13 protein-coding genes are annotated in these 19779 nt (G+C 71.6%); 8 read left to right on the top strand and 5 right to left on the bottom strand.

Translation table 11 applies throughout. The annotated features are described in order from the left end of the window. Nucleotides 1–5 precede the first annotated feature (5 nt). Nucleotides 6–635: a DUF4126 domain-containing protein gene (locus tag VFR90_RS16905; protein ID WP_326407334.1), complete on the top strand. Its 630-nt coding sequence runs from the start codon at nt 6–8 to the stop codon at nt 633–635. Further along, nucleotides 636–2708: an ATP-binding protein gene (locus VFR90_RS16900; protein WP_326407333.1), complete on the top strand. Its 2073-nt coding sequence runs from the start codon at nt 636–638 to the stop codon at nt 2706–2708. An 11-nt stretch (nt 2709–2719) separates the two neighbouring features. Here VFR90_RS16900 and VFR90_RS16895 read toward each other — a convergent pair whose 3' ends face one another. Then, entirely contained in the window at nt 2720–3043 is a 324-nt protein-coding gene (locus VFR90_RS16895; RefSeq protein ID WP_326407332.1) for a hypothetical protein, read from the bottom strand. A gap of 127 nt (nt 3044–3170) precedes the next feature. Here VFR90_RS16895 and VFR90_RS16890 point away from each other — a divergent pair, with 127 nt between their 5' ends. From VFR90_RS16890 to VFR90_RS16865, 6 genes are all read left to right on the top strand, one after another. Continuing rightward, nucleotides 3171–4109 carry a hydroxymethylglutaryl-CoA lyase gene (locus tag VFR90_RS16890; RefSeq protein WP_326407331.1) on the top strand — a complete coding sequence of 313 codons (939 nt, stop codon included), beginning with the start codon at nt 3171–3173 and terminating at the stop codon, nt 4107–4109. Continuing rightward, nucleotides 4106–4330, top strand: coding sequence for a DUF1289 domain-containing protein (locus VFR90_RS16885; protein WP_326407330.1), 225 nt, complete (start codon nt 4106–4108; stop codon nt 4328–4330). Before VFR90_RS16890 ends, VFR90_RS16885 begins: the two co-directional genes overlap by 4 nt. A 102-nt stretch (nt 4331–4432) precedes the next feature. Continuing rightward, nucleotides 4433–6127 carry an MFS transporter gene (locus tag VFR90_RS16880; RefSeq protein WP_326407329.1) on the top strand — a complete coding sequence of 565 codons (1695 nt, stop codon included), beginning with the start codon at nt 4433–4435 and terminating at the stop codon, nt 6125–6127. Nucleotides 6128–6133: 6 nt separating this feature from the next. Next, nucleotides 6134–6325, top strand: coding sequence for a hypothetical protein (locus VFR90_RS16875; protein WP_326407328.1), 192 nt, complete (start codon nt 6134–6136; stop codon nt 6323–6325). Between the two features lie 126 nt (nt 6326–6451). Beyond that, the gene (gene uvrA / locus VFR90_RS16870) at nt 6452–12244 is read left to right on the top strand and encodes an excinuclease ABC subunit UvrA (protein WP_326407327.1); all 5793 of its coding nucleotides are present in this window, start codon (nt 6452–6454) and stop codon (nt 12242–12244) included. 125 nt (nt 12245–12369) lie between these two features. Further along, nucleotides 12370–13107: a hypothetical protein gene (locus VFR90_RS16865; RefSeq protein WP_326407326.1), complete on the top strand. Its 738-nt coding sequence runs from the start codon at nt 12370–12372 to the stop codon at nt 13105–13107. A gap of 203 nt (nt 13108–13310) precedes the next feature. Here VFR90_RS16865 and VFR90_RS16860 read toward each other — a convergent pair whose 3' ends face one another. The 4 genes from VFR90_RS16860 to recN form a co-directional block, all read right to left on the bottom strand. After that, entirely contained in the window at nt 13311–15995 is a 2685-nt protein-coding gene (locus VFR90_RS16860) for an EAL domain-containing protein (RefSeq protein ID WP_326407325.1), read from the bottom strand. Between the two features lie 126 nt (nt 15996–16121). Next, nucleotides 16122–16760 carry an LON peptidase substrate-binding domain-containing protein gene (locus VFR90_RS16855; RefSeq protein WP_326407324.1) on the bottom strand — a complete coding sequence of 213 codons (639 nt, stop codon included), beginning with the start codon at nt 16758–16760 and terminating at the stop codon, nt 16122–16124. Nucleotides 16761–16887: 127 nt separating this feature from the next. Beyond that, a complete protein-coding gene (gene rapZ, locus VFR90_RS16850) occupies nt 16888–17808 on the bottom strand; it encodes an RNase adapter RapZ (RefSeq protein ID WP_326407323.1) in 921 nt (306 codons plus the stop codon). A gap of 30 nt (nt 17809–17838) precedes the next feature. Beyond that, nucleotides 17839–19593 carry a DNA repair protein RecN gene (gene recN / locus VFR90_RS16845; protein WP_326407322.1) on the bottom strand — a complete coding sequence of 585 codons (1755 nt, stop codon included), beginning with the start codon at nt 19591–19593 and terminating at the stop codon, nt 17839–17841. Nucleotides 19594–19779: the final 186 nt, after the last annotated feature.

Genomic DNA, 19779 nt, shown 5'->3' with positions numbered 1-19779 from the left:
CACCGATGGATCCGCTGCAGCCGCTCGACACCACCCAGCTGATCGCGCTGGCCGCCGCGCTCGGCTGGGCCAGCGGCCTGCGGCTGTACGCGGTGCTCGCGATCACCGGCCTCGCGGGCTACGCCGGCTGGGTCGATCTGCCGGCGGGGCTGGAAGTGCTGCAGCACCCGGCGATGCTGGTCGCCAGCGGCTTCATGCTGTTCGTCGAGTTCTTCGCCGACAAGATCCCCGGCCTCGATTCGCTGTGGGACCTGGTGCACACGGTGGTGCGCATTCCCGCCGGCGCGGCGCTCGCCGCGGCGGTGTTCGGGGCCGACCACGCGACGGCCGCGACGGTCGCGGCGCTGCTCGGCGGCACGCTGGCCGCCACCAGCCACGCCGCGAAGGCGACCACGCGCGCGGCGGCCAACACCTCGCCGGAGCCGCTGTCGAACGTCGGGCTGTCGCTCGCCGGCGACCTGGCGGTGCCTTCGATGCTGTGGCTGGCCTGGGAGCACCCGGTCGCCGCGATCGCGGCGGTGAGCCTCGGCTTCGTCGCGATGCTGCTGCTGATCTGGCTGCTCGCGAAGTTCCTCAGGCGCGTGCTTGCGCGGCTGCGCATGATGTTCGGCGGCACGTCGCCTGCGGGAGTCTGAATGTTCAGGAAGTTGTTGATCGCGAACCGCGGCGAGATCGCCTGCCGCGTCGCCACCACCGCGCGCCGGCTCGGCATCGCGACCGTCGCGGTGTTCTCGGACGCCGATGCGAACGCGCGGCACGTGCGCCTGTGCGACGAGGCGCTGCGCATCGGCCCCGCGTCGCCGCGCGAGAGCTACCTGCGCGCCGACGCGATCCTCGAAGCCGCGCGTGCCAGCGGCGCGCAGGCGGTGCACCCCGGCTACGGCTTCCTCAGCGAGAACGACGGCTTCGCGCAGGCCTGCGCCGAGGCCGGCATCGTCTTCGTCGGCCCGCCGCCGGGCGCGATCCGCGCGATGGGCCTGAAGGCCGAGTCGAAGCGGCTGATGCAGGCCGCCGGCGTGCCGCTGGTGCCCGGCTACCACGGCGCCGCGCAGGACGACGCGCTGCTCGCGAGCGAGGCCGCGCGCATCGGCTACCCGGTGCTCATCAAGGCCAGCGCCGGCGGCGGCGGCAAGGGCATGCGGGTGGTCGAGGCCGCCGGCGATTTCGCCGCCGCGCTCGCTTCCTGCCGGCGCGAGGCCGCCGCGAGCTTCGGCAACGACGCGGTGCTGGTCGAGCGCTACGTGAAGCGCCCGCGGCACATCGAGATCCAGGTGTTCGCCGACAGCCACGGTCGCTGCGTCCACCTGTTCGAGCGCGACTGCTCGGTGCAGCGGCGGCACCAGAAAGTGCTCGAGGAAGCGCCCGCACCCGGGATGACCGAGGCGCGGCGCCGCGAGATGGGCGCCGCGGCGGTCGCGGCCGCGCGGGCGGTCGGCTACGTCGGCGCGGGCACCGTCGAGTTCATCGCGGAGCAGGACGGGCGCTTCTACTTCATGGAGATGAACACCCGGCTTCAGGTGGAGCACCCGGTCACCGAGGCGATCACCGGGCTCGATCTGGTCGAGTGGCAGTTGCGCGTCGCTTCCGGCGAGCCGCTGCCGCTGGGCGACGAGCCGCCGGCAATGCGCGGCCACGCGATCGAGGCGCGCGTCTGTGCCGAGCATCCCGAGGCCGGCTTCCTGCCTTCGACCGGCACGCTGCAGCTGCTGCGCTGGCCGGCGCATGTCGCGTTCGCGCGCCACGCCGGCGGCGAGGGCTTGCACGACGCCGCGCCGGTGCCGTATCGACAAGCCGTGCCGGCGCCCGCGCCGGTCCGGGTCGACGCCGGCGTCGAGGAAGGCGACGCGATCACGCCGCACTACGACCCGATGATCGCCAAGCTGATCGTCTGGGGCGAGAACCGCGCGCAGGCGCTGGCGCGGCTCGACGCGGCGCTGGCGGCCACCCGCGTCGCCGGCCCGCACACCAACGTGGCGTTCCTGCGCCGCGTCGTGAACAGCGCGTCGTTCGCCGGCGCCGACCTCGACACCGGCCTGATCGAACGCGAGCGCGACGCCCTGTTCGCCGCGCCGGCCGCCTCGCCGGTGCTCGGCGCGGCAGCCTGGTTCGCGCAGGCGCTAGCCGGCGAGCGCAGCGATGCGGGCGGCGCCGACCCGTGGTCGCGCAGCGACGGCTTCCGTCTGCACGGCGCGGCAACGCGGCGGGTGCGCCTGGCGATCGGCGGCCATGCCGTCGACGCGGCGCTGCAGCAGCGACGCGACGGCTCGATGAGCCTGCAGCTCGCGCCGCAGGGGCAGCCCGCGCTCCACCATCGCTTCGAAGTCGCTTCGCTCGGCGACGGCCGCCACGCGCTGCGCCTCGACGGCCGCGCGAGCACGATCGCCGTCCATCCGGTCGAAGGCGGCCTGGCGGTGTTTGCCGACGGCGCGGCCATGCAGGTGCAGGCGATCGACCCGCTCGCCGCCGAGGTCGAGCACGCCGCGCACGGCGGCGGTGTCACCGCGCCGATGCCCGGCAAGCTCGTCGCCTACCTGGCGGAGGCCGGCGAGGCCGTCAAGCGCGGCCAGCCGCTCGCGGTGATGGAGGCGATGAAGATGGAGCACACCCTCGCCGCGCCCGGCGACGGCACGGTGAAGGCGCTGCGCTTCGCGCCGGGCGAACAGGTCGGCGAGGGCGAGGCGCTGATCGAGTTCGAGATCGCGCCGTGAACCGCGGCTCGTCAGGCGGCGGCCGGCGGGCGCGCGTCGCCGCGCACGATCACCGCGCCTTCGCGGCCGGGCTCGATGCAGGCGAGCGCCGCGCGGGTGGCGACGGCGGCGCGATCCAGTTCGCGCTGCGCGTCCCCGGCGGCCAGCGTGTCGCCGAAGGCGTCGGCCAGGGCGGCGAGCGGGAAGTCGGCGCAGTCGTGGCAGCGCTCGATCACCTCGCGCGCATAGCCGGGCTCGCGCAGCATCCTCGGCACCTCGATGCGCTCGCCGCGCCGCTGCCGCAGCGCGAGGTGGATGCGGGCGGCGAGTTGCAGGCGGTGGATGGCGGACAGCATGGCGAGCCCTTTCGTGCGGCGGCATCATCGAAGCGGCGTGCCGGGCCGGTCTTCCCGCCCTCGGGGGATGCCGGTCGCGACGCGGCGATGCCGACGCGCATCGCGTGACTTCATCCAAGGGCAAACGATGATCCCGAGCAAGGTCAGCCTGGTCGACGTGGGCCCGCGCGACGGCCTGCAGAACGAAGCGGCGCAGGTGTCGACCGCGCACAAGATCGAACTGGTGCGCCGGCTGCAGGCGGCCGGGCTGCGGGCGATCGAGGTTGCCAGCTTCGTCAGCGCGAAGTGGGTGCCGCAGATGGCCGACGGCGCCCAGGTGCTGCGCGGCATCGCCCGGCCGGCCGGCGTGGTGCACGGCGCGCTGGTGCCGAACCTGAAGGGGCTGCAGGCGGTGCTGGCCTTGCCGCTGCACGAGCGTCCGGCCGAGATCGTCGTGTTCGGCGCCGCGAGCGAGGCCTTCAGCCGGCGCAACATCAACTGCGGCATCGACGAATCGATCGAGCGCTTCGCGCCGGTGGTGCAGGCGGCGCGCGCGGCAGGGCTGAAGGTGCGCGGTTCGATCTCCTGCGCGCTCGGCTGCCCCTACGAAGGCGAGATCGCGCCCGAGCGGGTCGGCCGCGTCGCGCAGGCGATGCGCGGCATCGGCGTGCAGCACGTCGGCGTCGCCGACACCATCGGCGTCGGCACGCCGAGGCGCGTGCAGGCGGCGATGGAGGCGGCGCTCGCGCACTTCCCGCTCGCGGAGGTGAGCGGCCATTTCCACGACACCTACGGCCAGGCGCTGGCCAACGTCTACGCCAGCCTCGAGATGGGCGTGCAGGTGTTCGACGCCAGCGTCGGCGGCCTCGGCGGCTGCCCTTACGCGAAGGGCGCGACCGGCAACGTCGCGACCGAGGACCTCGTCTTCATGCTCGACGGCCTGGGCATCGAAAGCGGCGTCGATCTCGACGCGCTCGTCGACGCGGCCGCCTTCATCGGCGGCGTGCTCGGGCGCAAGCCGATTTCGCGCGTTTCGAACGCGGTGCTCGCGAAGCGACGCGCGGCCGAACCGGCCGCGGCGGCATGAGCGACGCCGGGCCCGTCCGGCCGCCAGCGCCGCGAGGCGTCGCCTCGCCCTGCGTCGACGTCTGCCGGATGGATGCGGCCAGCGGCCTGTGCCTGGGCTGCCAGCGCACGATCGACGAGATCGCCGCCTGGTCCAAGCTCGACGACGCGGCGCGGCGTGAGGTCTGGACTCGCATCGAAATCCGCCGCGCGGTGTCGCCCGGCCTTAAGGGTTGCCACTAGGTTCGCAAGCCCGCGGTCGTCAGCGGCGAGTCAGCGCGAGTCGTCACCGTTCGCTCCGGCGGCGCGAGGGCGCCGTGAACCCGCGTTCAAAGAGGAGAGCCCATGGCTGCAACGATGCCGGCGCACGCAAACGAGGCAGTGCGCCCGATGACCGGCGAGGAGAAGAAGGTCATCTTCGCCTCGTCGCTCGGAACCGTCTTCGAGTGGTACGACTTCTACTTGTACGGATCGCTCGCCGCGATCATCGCCAAGCAGTTCTTCGCGGGGCTCGACCCGACCTCGGCCTACATCTTCGCGTTGCTGGCCTTCGCGGCCGGCTTCCTGGTGCGACCGTTCGGCGCCATCGTGTTCGGCCGGCTCGGCGACATGATCGGCCGCAAGTACACCTTCCTGGTCACGATCCTGATCATGGGCTTGGCGACGTTCATCGTCGGCCTGCTGCCCAACTACGCATCGATCGGCATCGCCGCGCCGATCATCCTGGTGAGCCTGCGCATCCTGCAGGGCCTCGCGCTCGGCGGCGAGTACGGCGGCGCCGCGACCTATGTCGCCGAGCATGCGCCGCACGGCAAGCGCGGCGCGTACACCGCGTGGATCCAGACCACCGCGACGCTCGGCCTGTTCCTGTCGCTGCTGGTGATCCTGGGCGTGCGCCTGAGCATCGGCGAGGCCGCCTTCGGCGACTGGGGCTGGCGCATCCCCTTCCTGCTGTCGATCGTGCTGCTCGGCATCTCGGTGTGGATCCGGCTGTCGCTGAACGAATCGCCGGCGTTCCAGCGCATGAAGGCCGAGGGCAAGACCTCGAAGGCGCCGCTGACCGAGAGCTTCGGCCAGTGGAAGAACCTGAAGATCGTGATCCTCGCGCTGCTCGGCCTCACGGCCGGCCAGGCGGTGGTCTGGTACACGGGCCAGTTCTACGCGCTGTTCTTCCTGACCACGATCGCGAAGGTCGACACGACCACGGCCAACCTGCTGATCGCGGCCTCGCTGATCATCGGCACGCCGTTCTTCATCGTGTTCGGCGCGCTGTCGGACAAGATCGGCCGCAAGCCGATCATCATGGCCGGCTGCCTGATCGCCGCGCTGACCTACTTCACGGCGTTCCCGATGCTGCTGAAGGCCGCGAACCCGGCGCTGGTCTCGGCGCAGCAGGCGACCAAGGTCGTCGTGACGGCCGATCCGGCGACCTGCTCGTTCCAGGGCAGCCCGATCGCGCGCGAGATCAACTTCACCACCTCGTGCGACCAGGCCAAGCGCGCGCTGACGCAGCTGTACATCCCGTACGAGAACGTCGCGGCACCGGCCGGTACGCCGACCAAGGTCACGATGGGCACGACGGAGATCATCCCGCCCAACGCGATGCTCAACGAGAAGAAGAACGCCTTCGCGCCTGAATCGGCGAAGGCCATCGCCGACTTCAAGAAGCAAGTCGGCGACACCGCCAAGGCCGCCAACCTCACGGTGAAGGCGACCGACGAGGGGCTCAACAAGCCGCTCGTGCTCGCGATCCTCGTGTTCCTCGTCATCCTGGTGACGATGGTCTACGGCCCGATCGCGGCGATGCTGGTCGAGCTGTTCCCGACGCGCATCCGCTACACCTCGATGAGCCTGCCGTACCACATTGGCAACGGCTGGTTCGGCGGCCTGCTGCCGACGACGGCCTTCGCGATGGTCGCGGCCACGGGCGACATCTTCTACGGCCTGTGGTACCCGGTCATCGTCGCCGCCGGCACCTTCGTCATCGGGATGCTGTTCATCCGCGAGACGAAGGACGTCGACATCTATGCAAAGGACTGAGCCAGCATGCTGAAGCTGATCATCGCGTTCGCCGTGTTCGCCGCGATCTCCCTGTTCGTGATCTTCAAGGCCGGCGACAAGGCCGACCTGTCCGGCGAGAAGCACGGTGACATGACGTCCCACGGGGCCAGCGCGCCCGCGGCGGCGGCGCCCGCCTCGGCAGCGGCCTCGGCACCGGCTTCGGCGGCCTCGCAGTAGGCCGCCTCGAGCCGGCGCCGGCCGGCCGTTCACGGGGGCACCCGCCTGCGAAGGCCGGTGCCCTTTTTTCATGCTCGCGCCCGGCGCGCTGCCAGAATCTTCGCCCTCACCCCGGGGACACCTTCCATGCAGCACGGCCCGCGCGGTCGCGGTGCGATCCGCATCCGCGGCGCACGCCAGCACAACCTCAAGAACCTCGACCTCGACCTGTACACCGGAGAGCTGACGGTGGTGACCGGGCCGAGCGGCTCGGGCAAGTCGAGCCTCGTGTTCGACACGCTTTACGCGGAAGGCCAGCGCCGCTACGTCGAGACCTTCAGCGCCTACGCGCGCCAGTTCCTCGACCGGATGGACCGCCCGCAGGTCGATCACGTCGAAGGTGTGCCGCCGGCCATCGCGATCGACCAGACCAACCCGGTGCGCACTTCGCGCAGCACGGTCGGCACGATGACCGAGCTGAACGATCACCTGAAGCTGCTGTTCGCGCGCGCCGCGCAGCTGTTCGACCGCGAGACCGGCAAGCCGGTGCGCGAGGACGATCCCGAGACGGTCTACCGCGACCTCGCCGATCGCAGCGTGGCCGAAGGCGGCCCGCGCCTCGTCGTGACCTTCCCGGTCGAGCTGCCCGCCAACACGAGCGACGAGCAGATCGAGCAGTGGCTCGCCGCGAGCGGCTACACGCGGGTGCAGGCCAAGCGCGAAGTGGCGACGCCGACAGGGCCGCGCGCGCTGCTCGACGTGGTGGCCGACCGCTTCCGCTTCGAAGGCACCGACAAGGCGCGCGTGATCGAGGCGCTCGAAGTCGCCTTCAAGCGCGGCGGCGGGCGCGTCAACGTCTACGCGCTGCAGGACGAGAACGAGCCGCAGCTGTGGCGCTACAGCCAGGGCCTGCACAGCCCCGACAGCGAACTGCGCTACGCGCACCCGACGCCGTCGATGTTCAGCTTCAACTCCGCCTACGGCGCCTGCGAGACCTGCCGCGGTTTCGGCCGCGTGATCGGCGTCGACTGGGGCCTCGTGATCCCCGATGTTCGCAAGACGCTGCGCGGCGGCGCGATCAAGCCGCTGCAGACGCCCGCGTGGAAGGAGTGCCAGGACGACCTGATCAAGTACGGCGGCGAAGCCGGCATCCCGCGCGACACCGCCTGGAGCCAGCTCACCGAGGCGCAGCGCGCGTGGGTGATCGACGGCACGCCGAACTGGAAGGGGAAGTGGAACGAGCAGTGGTACGGCATCCGGCGCTTCTTCGAATACCTGGAGAGCAAGGCCTACAAGATGCACATCCGCGTGCTCTTGTCCAAGTACCGCAGCTACACGCCCTGCACCGTGTGCGGCGGCGCGCGGCTGAAGCTCGAATCGATGCTGTGGCGCATCGGCACGAAGCAGGGCGCCGACGACGTGCTGCCTGCTTCCAAGCGCTTCATGCCCGCCGGCGCGGGCTGGTCGCGCGAGCGGCTCGAAGCGCTGCCCGGCCTCAGCCTGCACGACCTGATGCTGCTGCCGATCGACAAGCTGCGCCGCTTTCTCGATGCGCTGACGCTGCCGAGCACGATGCTCGACGACGCGCTGCAGCTGCTGCTCGACGAGGTGCGCACGCGGCTTCGGTACCTGTGCGACGTCGGCATCGGCTACCTGACGCTCGACCGCCAGAGCCGCACGCTCAGCGGCGGCGAGGTGCAGCGCATCAACCTGACGACCGCGCTCGGCACCTCGCTGGTCAACACGCTGTTCGTGCTCGACGAGCCCAGCATCGGGCTGCACCCGCGCGACATGGACCGCATCAACCGCGCGATGCACCGGCTGCGCGACGCGGGCAACACGCTGGTCGTCGTCGAGCACGACCCGGCGGTGATGCTGGGCGCCGACCGCGTGATCGACATGGGCCCCGGCCCCGGCACGCAGGGCGGGCGCATCGTCTTCGACGGCACGCCGGAAGAGCTCAAGCGCGCCGACACGATGACCGGCGCCTACCTCGGCGCGCGCCGCTCGATCGGCCTGGGCATGAAGCGCCCGGTGACCGACGGCACGCCGCGCCTCATCGTCGAAGGCGCCCGCGAGCACAACCTGAAGAACGTGACGGTCGAGTTCCCGCTGCAGCGGCTGGTGTGCGTGACCGGCGTCTCGGGCTCCGGCAAGAGCACGCTGATGCAGGACCTGCTGTTCCCGGCCTTGTCGCGCCACTTCGGCAAGGCGACCGAGACGCCGGGCGCGCACGACCGCCTGCTCGGTGCCGACTGGCTGAGCGATGCGGTGTTCGTCGATCAGTCCCCGATCGGCAAGACCGCGCGCTCGAACCCGGCGAGCTACGTCGGCGCCTTCGACGCGCTGCGCGCGATCTTCGCGGACTCGGCCCTGGCGAGGCAGCGCGGCTACGGCGCCGGCATGTTCAGCTTCAACGCCGGCGACGGCCGCTGCCCGACCTGCGGCGGCTCGGGCTTCGAGCACGTCGAGATGCAGTTCCTCTCCGACGTGTACCTGCGCTGCCCCGACTGCGACGGCAAGCGCTTTCGCGCCGAGCTGCTCGAAGTGAAGATCCCGCGCGGCGGCCGGCAGCTCGACGTGAACGACGTGCTCGAGCTGACCATCGCCGACGCGGTGCGCCTGTTCGCCGACGACCGCGAGGTGGTGCGTGCGCTGCAGCCGCTGGCCGACGTTGGGCTCGACTACGTCAAGCTCGGCCAGCCGGTGCCGACGCTCTCCGGCGGCGAGGCGCAGCGGCTCAAGCTCGCCGGTTTCCTCGCCGATGCCGGGCGCAGCGCGGCGACGATGCGGCAGGCGGTCGCGAAGAAGGGCACGCTGTTCCTGTTCGACGAGCCGACCACCGGCCTGCACTTCGACGACATCGCCAAGCTGATGCGCGCCTTCCGCTGGCTGCTCGAAGCGGGCCACTCGATCGTCGTGATCGAGCACAACCTCGACGTGATCCGCGCGAGCGACTGGATCGTCGACCTCGGCCCCGAGGGCGGCGACGCCGGCGGCGAGCTGGTGTGCGACGGCACGCCGGACGACGTGAAGAGCCATCCCACCTCGCACACCGGCGCGGCGCTGCGCGACTACGAACGTTCGCTGGGCGAGGGCGGCCTGCGGGTGGAAGAAGGCGCGCCGCTGCAGTCCGTCCTGGTCAAGGCACGCCGCGAGCGCACGGCGGTCGACGAGTCGATCCGCATCGTCAACGCGCACGAGCACAACCTGAAGGGCCTGAGCGTGGACATCCCGCGCGGCAAGTTCAGCGTCGTCACCGGCGTCTCGGGCTCGGGCAAGAGCACGCTCGCCTTCGACATCCTGTTCAACGAGGGCCAGCGCCGCTACCTCGAAAGCCTCAACGCCTACGCCCGCAGCATCGTGCAGCCGGCGGGCCGGCCGGAGGTCGACGCGGTCTACGGCATCCCGCCGACGGTCGCGATCGAGCAGCGGCTGTCGCGCGGCGGCCGCAAGAGCACGGTCGCGACCACCACCGAGGTCTACCACTTCCTGCGCCTGCTCTACGTCAAGCTCGGCACGCAGTACTGCCCGAAGTGCACGCCCGACGCGAGCGTCGCGGTGAAGCCGCAGACGCCGGAGTCGATCGCCGCGCAGCTGATCGCCGACTACAAGGGCCGGCACATCGGCCTGCTCGCGCCGCTGGTGGTCAACCGCAAGGGCGTCTACACCGACCTCGCCAAGTGGGCCGCGCAGCGCGGGCACACGCACCTGCGCGTCGACGGCGAGTTCGTCAAGGTCGCGCCCTGGCCGCGGCTGGACCGCTTCAAGGAGCACACGCTGGAGCTGCCGGTCGGCGACCTGGTCGTCGCGCCCGAACGCGAGGCCGAGCTGCGCGAGCTGCTCGCGAGGGCGCTCGAGGCCGGCAAGGGCGTCGTGCACCTGCTCGCGCCGCTCGACGGCCTTGAAGGCGCGATGGCCAGCGGCGCCGCGACGCACCGCATCGGCCGCGTCAAGGTGTTCTCGACCAAGCGCGCCTGCCCGCAGTGCGGCACCAGCTATCCCGAGCTCGATCCACGCATGTTCTCGTACAACAGCAAGCACGGCTGGTGCACGGACTGCGTCGGCACCGGCCTCACGCTCACGCGCGAGCAGCGCCGCGCGCTCGACGATTCCGGCCCGGCCGAGGACAACGGCGGGCGCGAGCGCAGCTTCGCCGAGCCGGAGGTCGAGGACGTCGACGAAGGCGCGCCGTGCACGACCTGCTGCGGCGCGCGGCTGAATCCGGTGTCGCTCGCGGTCCGTTTCGGCGGTCACGGTGGTCGGGCGGCGACGGCGGGAGAGCCCATGTCCGGCGAGCAGTCGATCGCGGCGGTGGCCGCGCGCCCGGTGAACGAAGCGCGCCGCTGGATCGAAAGCCAGAAGCTCGACGGCCGCGAGGCGACCATCGCGCGCGACGTGATCGCCGAGATCAAGTCGCGCCTCGCCTTCCTCGAACAGGTGGGCCTCGGCTACCTGACGCTCGACCGCGCCGCGCCGACGCTGTCCGGCGGCGAGGCCCAGCGCATCCGCCTCGCCGCCCAGCTCGGCTCGAACCTGCAGGGCGTCTGCTACGTGCTCGACGAGCCGACGATCGGCCTGCACCCGCGCGACAACCGCGTGCTGCTCGACGCGCTCGAGACGCTGGGCGCGCAGGGCAACACGCTGGTGGTCGTCGAGCACGACGAGGACACCATCCGCCGCGCCGACCACATCATCGACATCGGTCCCGGCGCCGGCAAGCGCGGCGGCCGGCTGGTCGCCGAGGGCACGGCCGAGGTGCTGCGCGCGAACCCCGATTCGCTGACCGGCCGCTTCCTTGACAAGCCGCTGCTGCACCCGCTGCAACCGCGGCGCGCGGTGAGCTTCAAGCGCGCGCGCGACGACGGCGAGGGCGCCGGCAACTGGCTCACCCTGCGCGGCGCCAGGCTGCACAACCTGCGCGGCCTCGACGTGGGCCTGCCGCTGCAGCGTTTGGTCGCGGTGACCGGCGTCAGCGGCTCCGGCAAGAGCACGCTGGCGCGCGACGTGCTGCTCGCCAACGTGCAGACGGCCGCGGCGCTGAAGCAGACGAAGGCCGGCCGCGATCAGCTGGCCGGCAAGAAGGCGTTGCCGTGGACCGGCTGCGAAGCGGTTGAAGGCTTCGCGGCGATCGACCGCGTGCTCGAAGTCGATCAGACGCCGATCGGCAAGACGCCGCGCTCCTGCCCCGCCACCTACATCGGCTTCTGGGACGCGATCCGGCGGCTCTACACCGAGACGCTCGAAGCCAAGGCGCGCGGCTACGCCGCAGCGCGCTTCTCGTTCAACACCGGCGAGGGCCGCTGCCCCGGCTGCGAGGGCCAAGGGGTCCGCACGATCGAGATGGCCTTCCTGCCCGACGTGAAGGTGCCCTGCGACCTCTGCCACGGCGCCCGCTTCAACCCCGAGACGCTTGCCGTCACCTGGCGCGGCAGGAGCATCGGCGACGTGCTGCAGATGGAAGTGGACGAGGCGGTCGAGTTCTTCGCGTCGATGCCCTCCATCGCGCATCCGCTGCAGCTGCTGAAGGACGTGGGGCTGGGCTACCTCACGCTCGGCCAGCCTTCGCCGACCTTGAGCGGCGGCGAAGCGCAGCGCATCAAGCTCGTCACCGAGCTCAGCAAGGTCCGCGACGACGTGACGCGCCGCGGCCAGAAGCCGCCGCACACGCTCTACGTGCTCGACGAGCCGACGGTCGGTCTGCACATGGCCGACGTCGAGCGGCTGATCCGCGTGCTGCACCGGCTGGTCGACGGCGGCCACAGCGTCGTCGTGATCGAACACGACCTCGACGTGATCGCCGAGGCCGACTGGGTCATCGACCTCGGGCCGGAAGGCGGCGCCGGCGGCGGCCGGGTGGTCGGCGCCGGCACGCCCGAGCAGATCGTTTCGGCCGGCACGCACACCGGCGCGGCGCTTGCGCCGGTGCTGTCGAGATGAAGACAGGCAGCATGCGCCCTTTGCAACAACAAGGAACGGCCCTGTTGAGTGCCAAGCGGGCACGGAGGCGGATGCGACGTGAGGTCTCGGCACCGGCGGTGTCGGATCGTTCGCAAGGAACTTGGTTGAAGCTTGCCGCCGCCGCTCTGGTGACGTTGGGCGGGCTGTTGCTTCATTTCTTGGGAGACGTCTCACATCGCGTCTATCTGCAGACGCTTCGACTCGATGCCGGATTGTTCCCACAGACAGTGGACGCGCTGGTCATCAATGGCTACTTCACGTTGATGGGGCGATTCAGCGTTGGCTTGGACTCATTGAAAACCAACCTTTGGTTCATCGTGCCGGCCATCGTGGCGCTCTGGCTATACGCCTTCCTTGTCCGCGAGCTTGTCGAGTATCTGGATCGATCTCTTTCCAAGAAGGAGTGGCGGCCGTTGGGTAACGCAGCTTTGCGTCGACTCGTGCAGGCGGGAATGATCATCTTGGCCGTATCCGCGGCCATTCCGCTTTTTCTGTACGCGGCGTTGGCTTTGCTGAAACCACCGGCCGCGCTAGGCATAACGGCGGGGCGCGACGCCGCACTGCGCGATACCGCGATGTTCCTCGGCGGTTGCAAACAGCCCTCGATCGCCGCCGGATGCGTCGAGTTGCGCAAGGGTGAGGAGTGCTTGGCAAGAGGCTTTGTGGTCAGCAGCACCACCTCGCACATTGCGATTTTTGACGTGAGGCAGCAGCGAGCTGTGGCCTTCGAGCGCGCCGGCACGACGCTGCACGGGGATGCGCGTTCGGATCTTCCGGAATCGCCTGATGCTCGAAGTGAAGCTGACGCGCGTTCCACCGTGTGCGCAGGACGGGGCACCTAATGCTCTCCGGTGCTGGTTACGGCATCTCGACTCGAGCCGGCGACAGCATCGTGAATGGCGTCAACAGCCGTAGTTGTCCTGTGTCTTGGCGACGTCAAGCCGGACCACTGGTGCGGTTCGTGCTGTGCTTCGTCGGGGCGGCACGGCCTGTCAGCTGAGGCCAGGCCAGTGGCCGGCGACGAGGTTGCGCCGGAGCGAGCTGCCTAGTCCCGGCCCAGCGACAGCATCGTGAACGACGGCGACAGCGGCCCGTCGCCGTCCTGCTCGTCGAGCGGCGCGAGGTCGGTGGCCGGCCGGTCGTCGGGCTCCTCGACGGACGGCGTCTGCACGGCGGCCCAGGCGGGGCGCTGCGCGGTGTCCAGCGCGCGACCGAGCACGTTCTCGATCGGCTCCGGCTTGTGCAGCAGGAAGCCCTGCGCGTAGTCGACGCCCAGGTCGTAGAGCCGGTCGAGCACCTCGCGGCGGTCGACGAATTCCGCCACGGTCTTGACGCCCACCACGCGCGCCACGTCGACGAAGCAGCGCACCGCCACGTCGTCGAGCGGATCGTCGAGCAGGTCGCGGATGAACTGGCCGTCGATCTTCAGCAGGTCGATCTTCAGCGACTTGAGGTAGCCGAACGACGAGGCGCCGGCGCCGAAGTCGTCGAGCGCGATGCGCACGCCCAAGGCGCGCACCTCCTCGATGAATTGCGAGGCGTCGGCGAGGTTGGTGACGGCCGCGGTCTCGGTGATCTCGAGGCACACGCGCCGGCACACCGCCGGCCCGGCCGCGCTGAGCAGTGCCTGCGCATGGCGGTGGAAGGCGCGGTCGCCGACCGACTGGCCCGAGAGGTTGATGCTCAGCGTGTCGATGCCTTCGAGCGTCGGCAAGCCCGCCAGGTGCTCCAGCGAGCGGCCGAGCACCCAGCGATCGATGCGCGCCGAAAGCCGGAAGCGCTCGGCCGCGCCGAGGAAGGCGCCCGGCGCGATCAGGCCGCCGTCGCCGTCGCGCAGCCGGATCAGCGCTTCGGCATAGACGCCGCGCGGCGACGAGCAGGCCGCGCCGATGCGCTGCGCGTACAGCACGAACTGGTCTTCGTCGACGGCCTGCTCGAGCCGCGTCGCCCAGTTGGTGTCGCCGCGGCGCAGGCGCACCTGACGGTCGGCGTCGAACCACAGGTGCACGCGGTTGCGGCCGGCTTCCTTGGCGGCGTAACAGGAGGTGTCGGCGGCCTGCAGCAGCGCGTCGGGCGTGGCCCAGTCGTGCGCGGTCAGCGGCACGAGGCCGATGCTGGTGCCGAGGCGGAAGCGCCGCTGCTCGTGCACGAAGCGGAAGTCGTCCATGCGGTCGCAGATCTTCTGCGCGACGCGCTGCGCCTGCTCCACGGTGCAGTGCTCGAGCAGGATGCCGAACTCGTCGCCGCCCAGGCGCGCGAGCGTGTCGCGCGAGCGGATCGCCTGCTTCAGCATGCGGCTCACCTGGCGCAGCAGCTCGTCGCCCACCGCGTGGCCGCAGGCGTCGTTGACCAGCTTGAACTGGTCGAGGTCGAGGAACAGCAGCGCGTGCTCCTGCGGCTCGCTGCGCCGCTGCAGCACCCGCGCGAGCCGGGCCTCGAACTCGGTGCGGTTGATGAGGCCGGTCAGCGCGTCGTGGGAGGCGCGGTGGATCATCTCGTTGGCGAGCCGGCGCTGCTCGGTCACGTCGTGCAGCACGAGCACCATGCCGATCGAGGCGCCGGCCGCGTCGCGGATCGAGGAAGCGGTTTCCTTGATGCCGTACTCGCGACCGTCGCGCGAGACCAGCTGCAGCGGCCGGCGTCCGGCGGCGGCCGTGGTCTCGGGCTCGCCGGATTCGCCGGGCTCGGCCTGCAGCGCGGTGACGAGCCGGCCGCTGCCTTCGTCGATCAGCCGCACCACCTCGAACAGCGGGCGCTGCCGCGCGTCGGCGGCGGACCAGCCGGTCATGCGCTCGGCGGTCGGGTTGAGCCAGTTGATGCGGCCTTCGGCGTCGGTGGTGACGACGGCGTCGCCGATCGAATGCAGCGTCACCCGCAGCAGCTCGTTCTGGTGGTTCAGCTGCGCGGTCAGTTCGCGCACCTCGGTCACGTCCCAGTTCGCGCCGTCGATGCGCTCGGGCCGGCCGGCGGCGTCGTACTGCAAGCGGCCGGTCGCACGCAGGTGGCGCACGCGGCCGTCGGCCCGGACGATGCGGAATTCGGTCTCGTAATCGCGGCCCTCGGTGATGCCGCTGCGCGAGCCGTGCCGCAGGCGCTCGCGGTCGTCCGGATGCACGTGGCTCAGCCAGGCGTCGAGCGGCATGCGCGCCGACTCTCCCTCCAGGCCGTAGGCGCGGCAGACCCAGCGGTCGAACTCGAACACCCGGGTCGCGATGTCGTAGCCCCAGATGCCGATGCCGCCGCTGGCCGCGGCGCTCGCGAGCCGCTCGCGCGCCGCTTCGAGCGCGCGGCGCTGCTCGACGCGCTCGGTGATGTCCAGCTGCACGCCGTAGACCCACTCCGCCCGGCCGTCGGCGCTGTGGCTCATCACGCGGCCGTGCAGCAGCACCCACACCCAGTGCCCGCGCTTGTGGAGCATGCGCAGATCGACCTGCGCGTGCGGCCCGCCGCTCTTGAAATGCCGCAGCAGCGCTTGGCGGGCCACCGCCCGATCGTCGGGATGCGTGAGCTTGACGATGCCGGCGAGGCCCTGCGGCAGCAGCTCCGCCAGCGTGTAGCCGAGGATGGCCGCGAGCGCTTCGTTGAAGCCGACCTCGCCGGTGCTCGCGTTCCACTGCCACAGGCCGGCGCCGGTGGCTTCGAGCACCGTGGCGACGCGATGGCGCGCCACGCGCAGCGCGCGCTCGGCATCGTCGTCCGACGGGGAAGGAAGGGGCTGGGCGGCGGTCATGGGAGGCGCACGCGGGGGTCCGCGGCAGCTTATCGACCGCCCGCGCCGCCGCTGTAGGCCCAAGCACGCGCTGCAACGGCCGGCCGTGCCCGAAGTCGCGCAGCGGGCCCCCGCCGGGGCCGACGCCTAGGCGACGACGCCCTTGCTGCGCAGGAAGTCGTCGACCAGCTTCAGCCGCACCAGCGCGTCGGGCAGCTCCATCAGCTTCTGCTTGGCCGCCAGCGGGATCGGCAGGATCTCGCACCAGCGGTTCGCGAGCCAGCCGGCGTCGTCGAAGCGGTAGGGCTCCAGGAAGGGCGTCGAGCCCTGCTGCTTCAAGGTGGCGATCGCGTTGGCGAGGCCGCGGGCGGAGCCGGTCAGCTCCTCGCTCGGCAGCGCCGGCTCGTCGGCCGCGAGGAGCCTGGCTTCGGCGACCCACAGGTGGTTCGGCTCCTGGCGCAGCTGCGCGATCGAGAAGCGCTGCGTGCCGCGGCAGCGCACCTGCAGGATGCCGGGCTGGTCGCCGTCGACGTCGATCAGCTCGGCGAGGCAGCCGATCGTCTCGAGCCGCTCGGCCGTGTTCGAGCCGCCCTTGACCTCCGAGCCCGACTTCAGCGCCACGACCCCGAAGGGCTCGCTCTCGCGCAGGCAGCGGCCGACCAGGTCGAGGTAGCGTGCCTCGAAGACCTTCAGGCCCAGCAGTCCGCCAGGGAACAGCACCGACTGCAGCGGGAACAGCGGCAGCTCGAAGCTGGGCGCGTCGAAGGCGTGGACGGCAGGGTTCATGACAGCCTGGCTAGCCGCGAGCCCAGCCCAGGCCCAAGCGAGCAGCCGCCGCGGATCCGGCTCTGCCGGTCCGCCAGCGGCGCCCCTGGAGGGCGAAGCGGCAAAACCGCAACGGGATGGTCGTCATTCAGCGCTCGTCGAGTTCCCGGTGACGCACCAGCGCCGCCGCGCGAGCGCCGAAACGCCGCGCCAGCTGCTCGACGAAGTACACCGAGCGGTGCTGCCCGCCGGTGCAGCCGATCGCCACCGTCAGGTAGGCGCGCTGATCCTGCTCGTAGGCGGGCAACCAGCGTGCGAGGAAGGCCTCGATCTGGCCGAGCATTTCCAGCACCTCGGGCTGCTGCTCGAGGTAGGCCATCACCGGCGCGTCGCGGCCGTTCAGCGGGCGCAGCTCGGGCACGTAGTGCGGATTCGGCAGCACGCGCACGTCGAACACCAGGTCGGCGTCGAGCGGCACGCCGTGCTTGAACGCGAAGCTCTCGAACACCAGCGTCAGCGAGCCGCCGGGCGCGCGCACGAGCTGGCGTACCCACACGCGCAGTTGCGCGGGACGCAGCTCGCTGGTGTCGATCAGCGTCGAGGCCTCGCGCAGGTCGGCCAGCAGCTCGCGTTCCAGCTCGATCGCATCGGTCAGCGCGCGGCGCGCGTCGCCTTCGTCGAGCACACCGGGGCGCGACTGCAGCGCCTGCGCGCTCAGGGGATGGCGGCGCCGCGTTTCGGAGAAGCGGCGCTGCAGCGCCTCGGTGCTCGCGTCGAGAAAGATCGAGCGCACCCGCACGCCTTCGGCGCCGAGCTGCGACATCAGGGGCAGCAGATGCGGCAGCGAGCCGGCCGAGCGCACATCGACCGCGACCGCGATGCGGCGCGCCGCGCCGTCCTCGCGCAGCCGTTCGAGCCGCAGGAACTCGAGCAGCAGCTCGGGTGGCAGGTTGTCCACGCAGTAGAAGCCGGCGTCCTCGAGCGCATGCAGCGCGACCGACTTGCCCGAGCCGGAGATGCCGGTGACGAGCACGACCTCGCGCGGCGTGGCTGCGACGGTTGCGGTCATGGTCGGCTCTCGTGGGGCGCGCGTGCCACTTCAGGCGCGGCGTCGGCGTGGCTCGGCAGGCGCCGCCGCCGTGTCGCCACCGCCACGGGCCGCGGCCTCGATCAGTGCGCGCGCATGCGCAAGGCTGGTGTCGCGGCTGGCGTCGCCGCCGAGCATGCGCGCGACTTCCTCGGCGCGCGCGTCGGCGTCGAGCGTCTCGACACCGCTCGTCGTGCGACCGGCCGTGGTGAGCTTGCGCACGCGGCAGTGGTGGTCGGCGCAGGCGGCGACCTGCGGCAGGTGGGTCACGCACAGCACCTGCCGCTCGCGGCCGAGGCGGCGCATCAGCCGGCCGACGGCATCGGCGACCTGGCCGCCGACGCCGGCATCGATCTCGTCGAAGATCAGCGTCGAGGCGGCGACCTCGTCGGTGGCCGTCTTGCGCTGGCTGGTGGTGACCGCGATCGCGAGCGCGATGCGCGACAGCTCGCCGCCCGACGCCACCTTCGCCAGCGCGCGCGGCGTGCTGCCGGCGTGGCCGGCGACGCGGAACTCGATCGCCTCGAGGCCATGGCGTTGCGGCTCGGCCAGCGCGTCGAGCGCGATCTCGAAGCGCCCGCCGGCCATGCCGAGTTGCTGCATCGCGGCCGTCACCGCGGCGGCGAGCTTGGGTGCCGCGCCGCGGCGCTGCGAGGACACGGCGCGCGCGGCGGCCTCGAAGAGCTTGCGTTGCTTGCGCTCGGCGCCTTCGAGCGCGTCGAGATCGGTCGCGGCCTCCAGTTGCGCCAGCTCGGCGCGCCAGGCGCCGAGCAGCGCCGGCAGCTCTTCCGGCGTGCGCCGGAAGCGCCGCGCGAGAGCGAGCCAGGTCGCGAGCCGTTCATCGAGCGCGGCGAGCCGGGCCGGGTCGGGCCCGTCGCCGCGCAGCCGCAGGGCAAGGGTGTGCGCGGCGTCCTCGATCTGCGCCTGCGCGCTGCGCAGCACCTCGAGCGGCGCGGCCAGTTCGGCGTCGTGCTCGACGACCGCGTCGAGCGCCTCGATCGCCTCGGCCAGCTGCGCATCGGCCGCGCCTTGGCCGCTTCCATCGGCGTCGCCATCGGCATCGCTCAAGCTGCGTCGCGCGCGATGCACCGCATCGAGGATCGCCTGCGCGTGGCTGAGTCGGCGCTGCTCCGCGTTCAGCTCGGGCCACTCCTGATCGCCAGGCGCGAGCTTGTCGAGCTCGCCGATCTGCCATTGCAGTCGCTCGCGTTCGGCATCGAGTCCCGATTGCCGCGAGCGCGCGTCGTTCAGCGCGGCGAGTGCGTCGCGCCAGCCGGCCCAGGCCTGCGCCAAGGCGCCGGTGTCGATGCCCGCGTAGCCGTCGAGCAGCGCGCGCACCGCGTCGGGCCGCGTCAGGCTCTGCCACGCATGCTGGCCGTGGATGTCGACCAGGTGATCGGCCGCCTCGCGCAACTGCGCCAGCGTCGCCGGGCGGCCCTGGATCCATGCGCGGCTCTTGCCATGCGCATCGACGTTGCGGCGCAGCAGCAGCGCGTCGGCGGTCTCGTCGGGCTCGGTGAAGCCGGCGTCGGCCAGCCAGGCCTGCAGCGAGGCGGGCGCATCGAACTCGGCGGCGATCTCGGCGCGCACCGCGCCTTCGCGCACCACCGCGGCATCGGCGCGCTGGCCGAGCGCGAGCTGCAGCGCGTCGATCAGGATCGACTTGCCGGCGCCGGTCTCGCCGGTCAGCGCGGTGAAGCCGGCGTGCCAGTCGAGGTCGAGCGACTCGACGATGACGAAGTCGCGCAGGGCAATGCGGCGCAGCATGTCAGCCGACCATGCCGCGAAGGCCGCACCCGCGACGCACGATCCCGCGGCCCACAAGCAGCCGCCGCGGATCCGGCTCTGCCGGGCCGCCAGCGGCGCCCCCCGGGGGGGGAGCGGCGAAGCCGCAACGGGGGGGGGTCATTCCGTGCCTTCGTTCCAGAACAGCTTGCGCCGCAGCGTCGCGTA

Origin of the sequence: Methylibium sp., assembly GCF_035762065.1 — a bacterium.
Classification (GTDB): domain Bacteria; phylum Pseudomonadota; class Gammaproteobacteria; order Burkholderiales; family Burkholderiaceae_C; genus Methylibium.
The sequence above is the reverse complement of the archived record's forward strand: the minus strand, read 5'-3'. Positions and strand labels throughout refer to the sequence as shown.

Coding starts and splice junctions, on each gene's coding strand:
- recN (WP_326407322.1), bottom strand. CDS start 19,593: ATGCTGCGCCGCATTGCCCTGCGCGACTTCGTCATCGTCGAGTCGCTC.
- VFR90_RS16895 (WP_326407332.1), bottom strand. CDS start 3,043: ATGCTGTCCGCCATCCACCGCCTGCAACTCGCCGCCCGCATCCACCTC.
- VFR90_RS16900 (WP_326407333.1), top strand. CDS start 636: ATGTTCAGGAAGTTGTTGATCGCGAACCGCGGCGAGATCGCCTGCCGC.
- VFR90_RS16885 (WP_326407330.1), top strand. CDS start 4,106: ATGAGCGACGCCGGGCCCGTCCGGCCGCCAGCGCCGCGAGGCGTCGCC.
- VFR90_RS16860 (WP_326407325.1), bottom strand. CDS start 15,995: ATGACCGCCGCCCAGCCCCTTCCTTCCCCGTCGGACGACGATGCCGAG.
- VFR90_RS16905 (WP_326407334.1), top strand. CDS start 6: ATGGATCCGCTGCAGCCGCTCGACACCACCCAGCTGATCGCGCTGGCC.
- rapZ (WP_326407323.1), bottom strand. CDS start 17,808: ATGACCGCAACCGTCGCAGCCACGCCGCGCGAGGTCGTGCTCGTCACC.
- VFR90_RS16855 (WP_326407324.1), bottom strand. CDS start 16,760: ATGAACCCTGCCGTCCACGCCTTCGACGCGCCCAGCTTCGAGCTGCCG.
- VFR90_RS16875 (WP_326407328.1), top strand. CDS start 6,134: ATGCTGAAGCTGATCATCGCGTTCGCCGTGTTCGCCGCGATCTCCCTG.
- uvrA (WP_326407327.1), top strand. CDS start 6,452: ATGCAGCACGGCCCGCGCGGTCGCGGTGCGATCCGCATCCGCGGCGCA.
- VFR90_RS16890 (WP_326407331.1), top strand. CDS start 3,171: ATGATCCCGAGCAAGGTCAGCCTGGTCGACGTGGGCCCGCGCGACGGC.
- VFR90_RS16880 (WP_326407329.1), top strand. CDS start 4,433: ATGGCTGCAACGATGCCGGCGCACGCAAACGAGGCAGTGCGCCCGATG.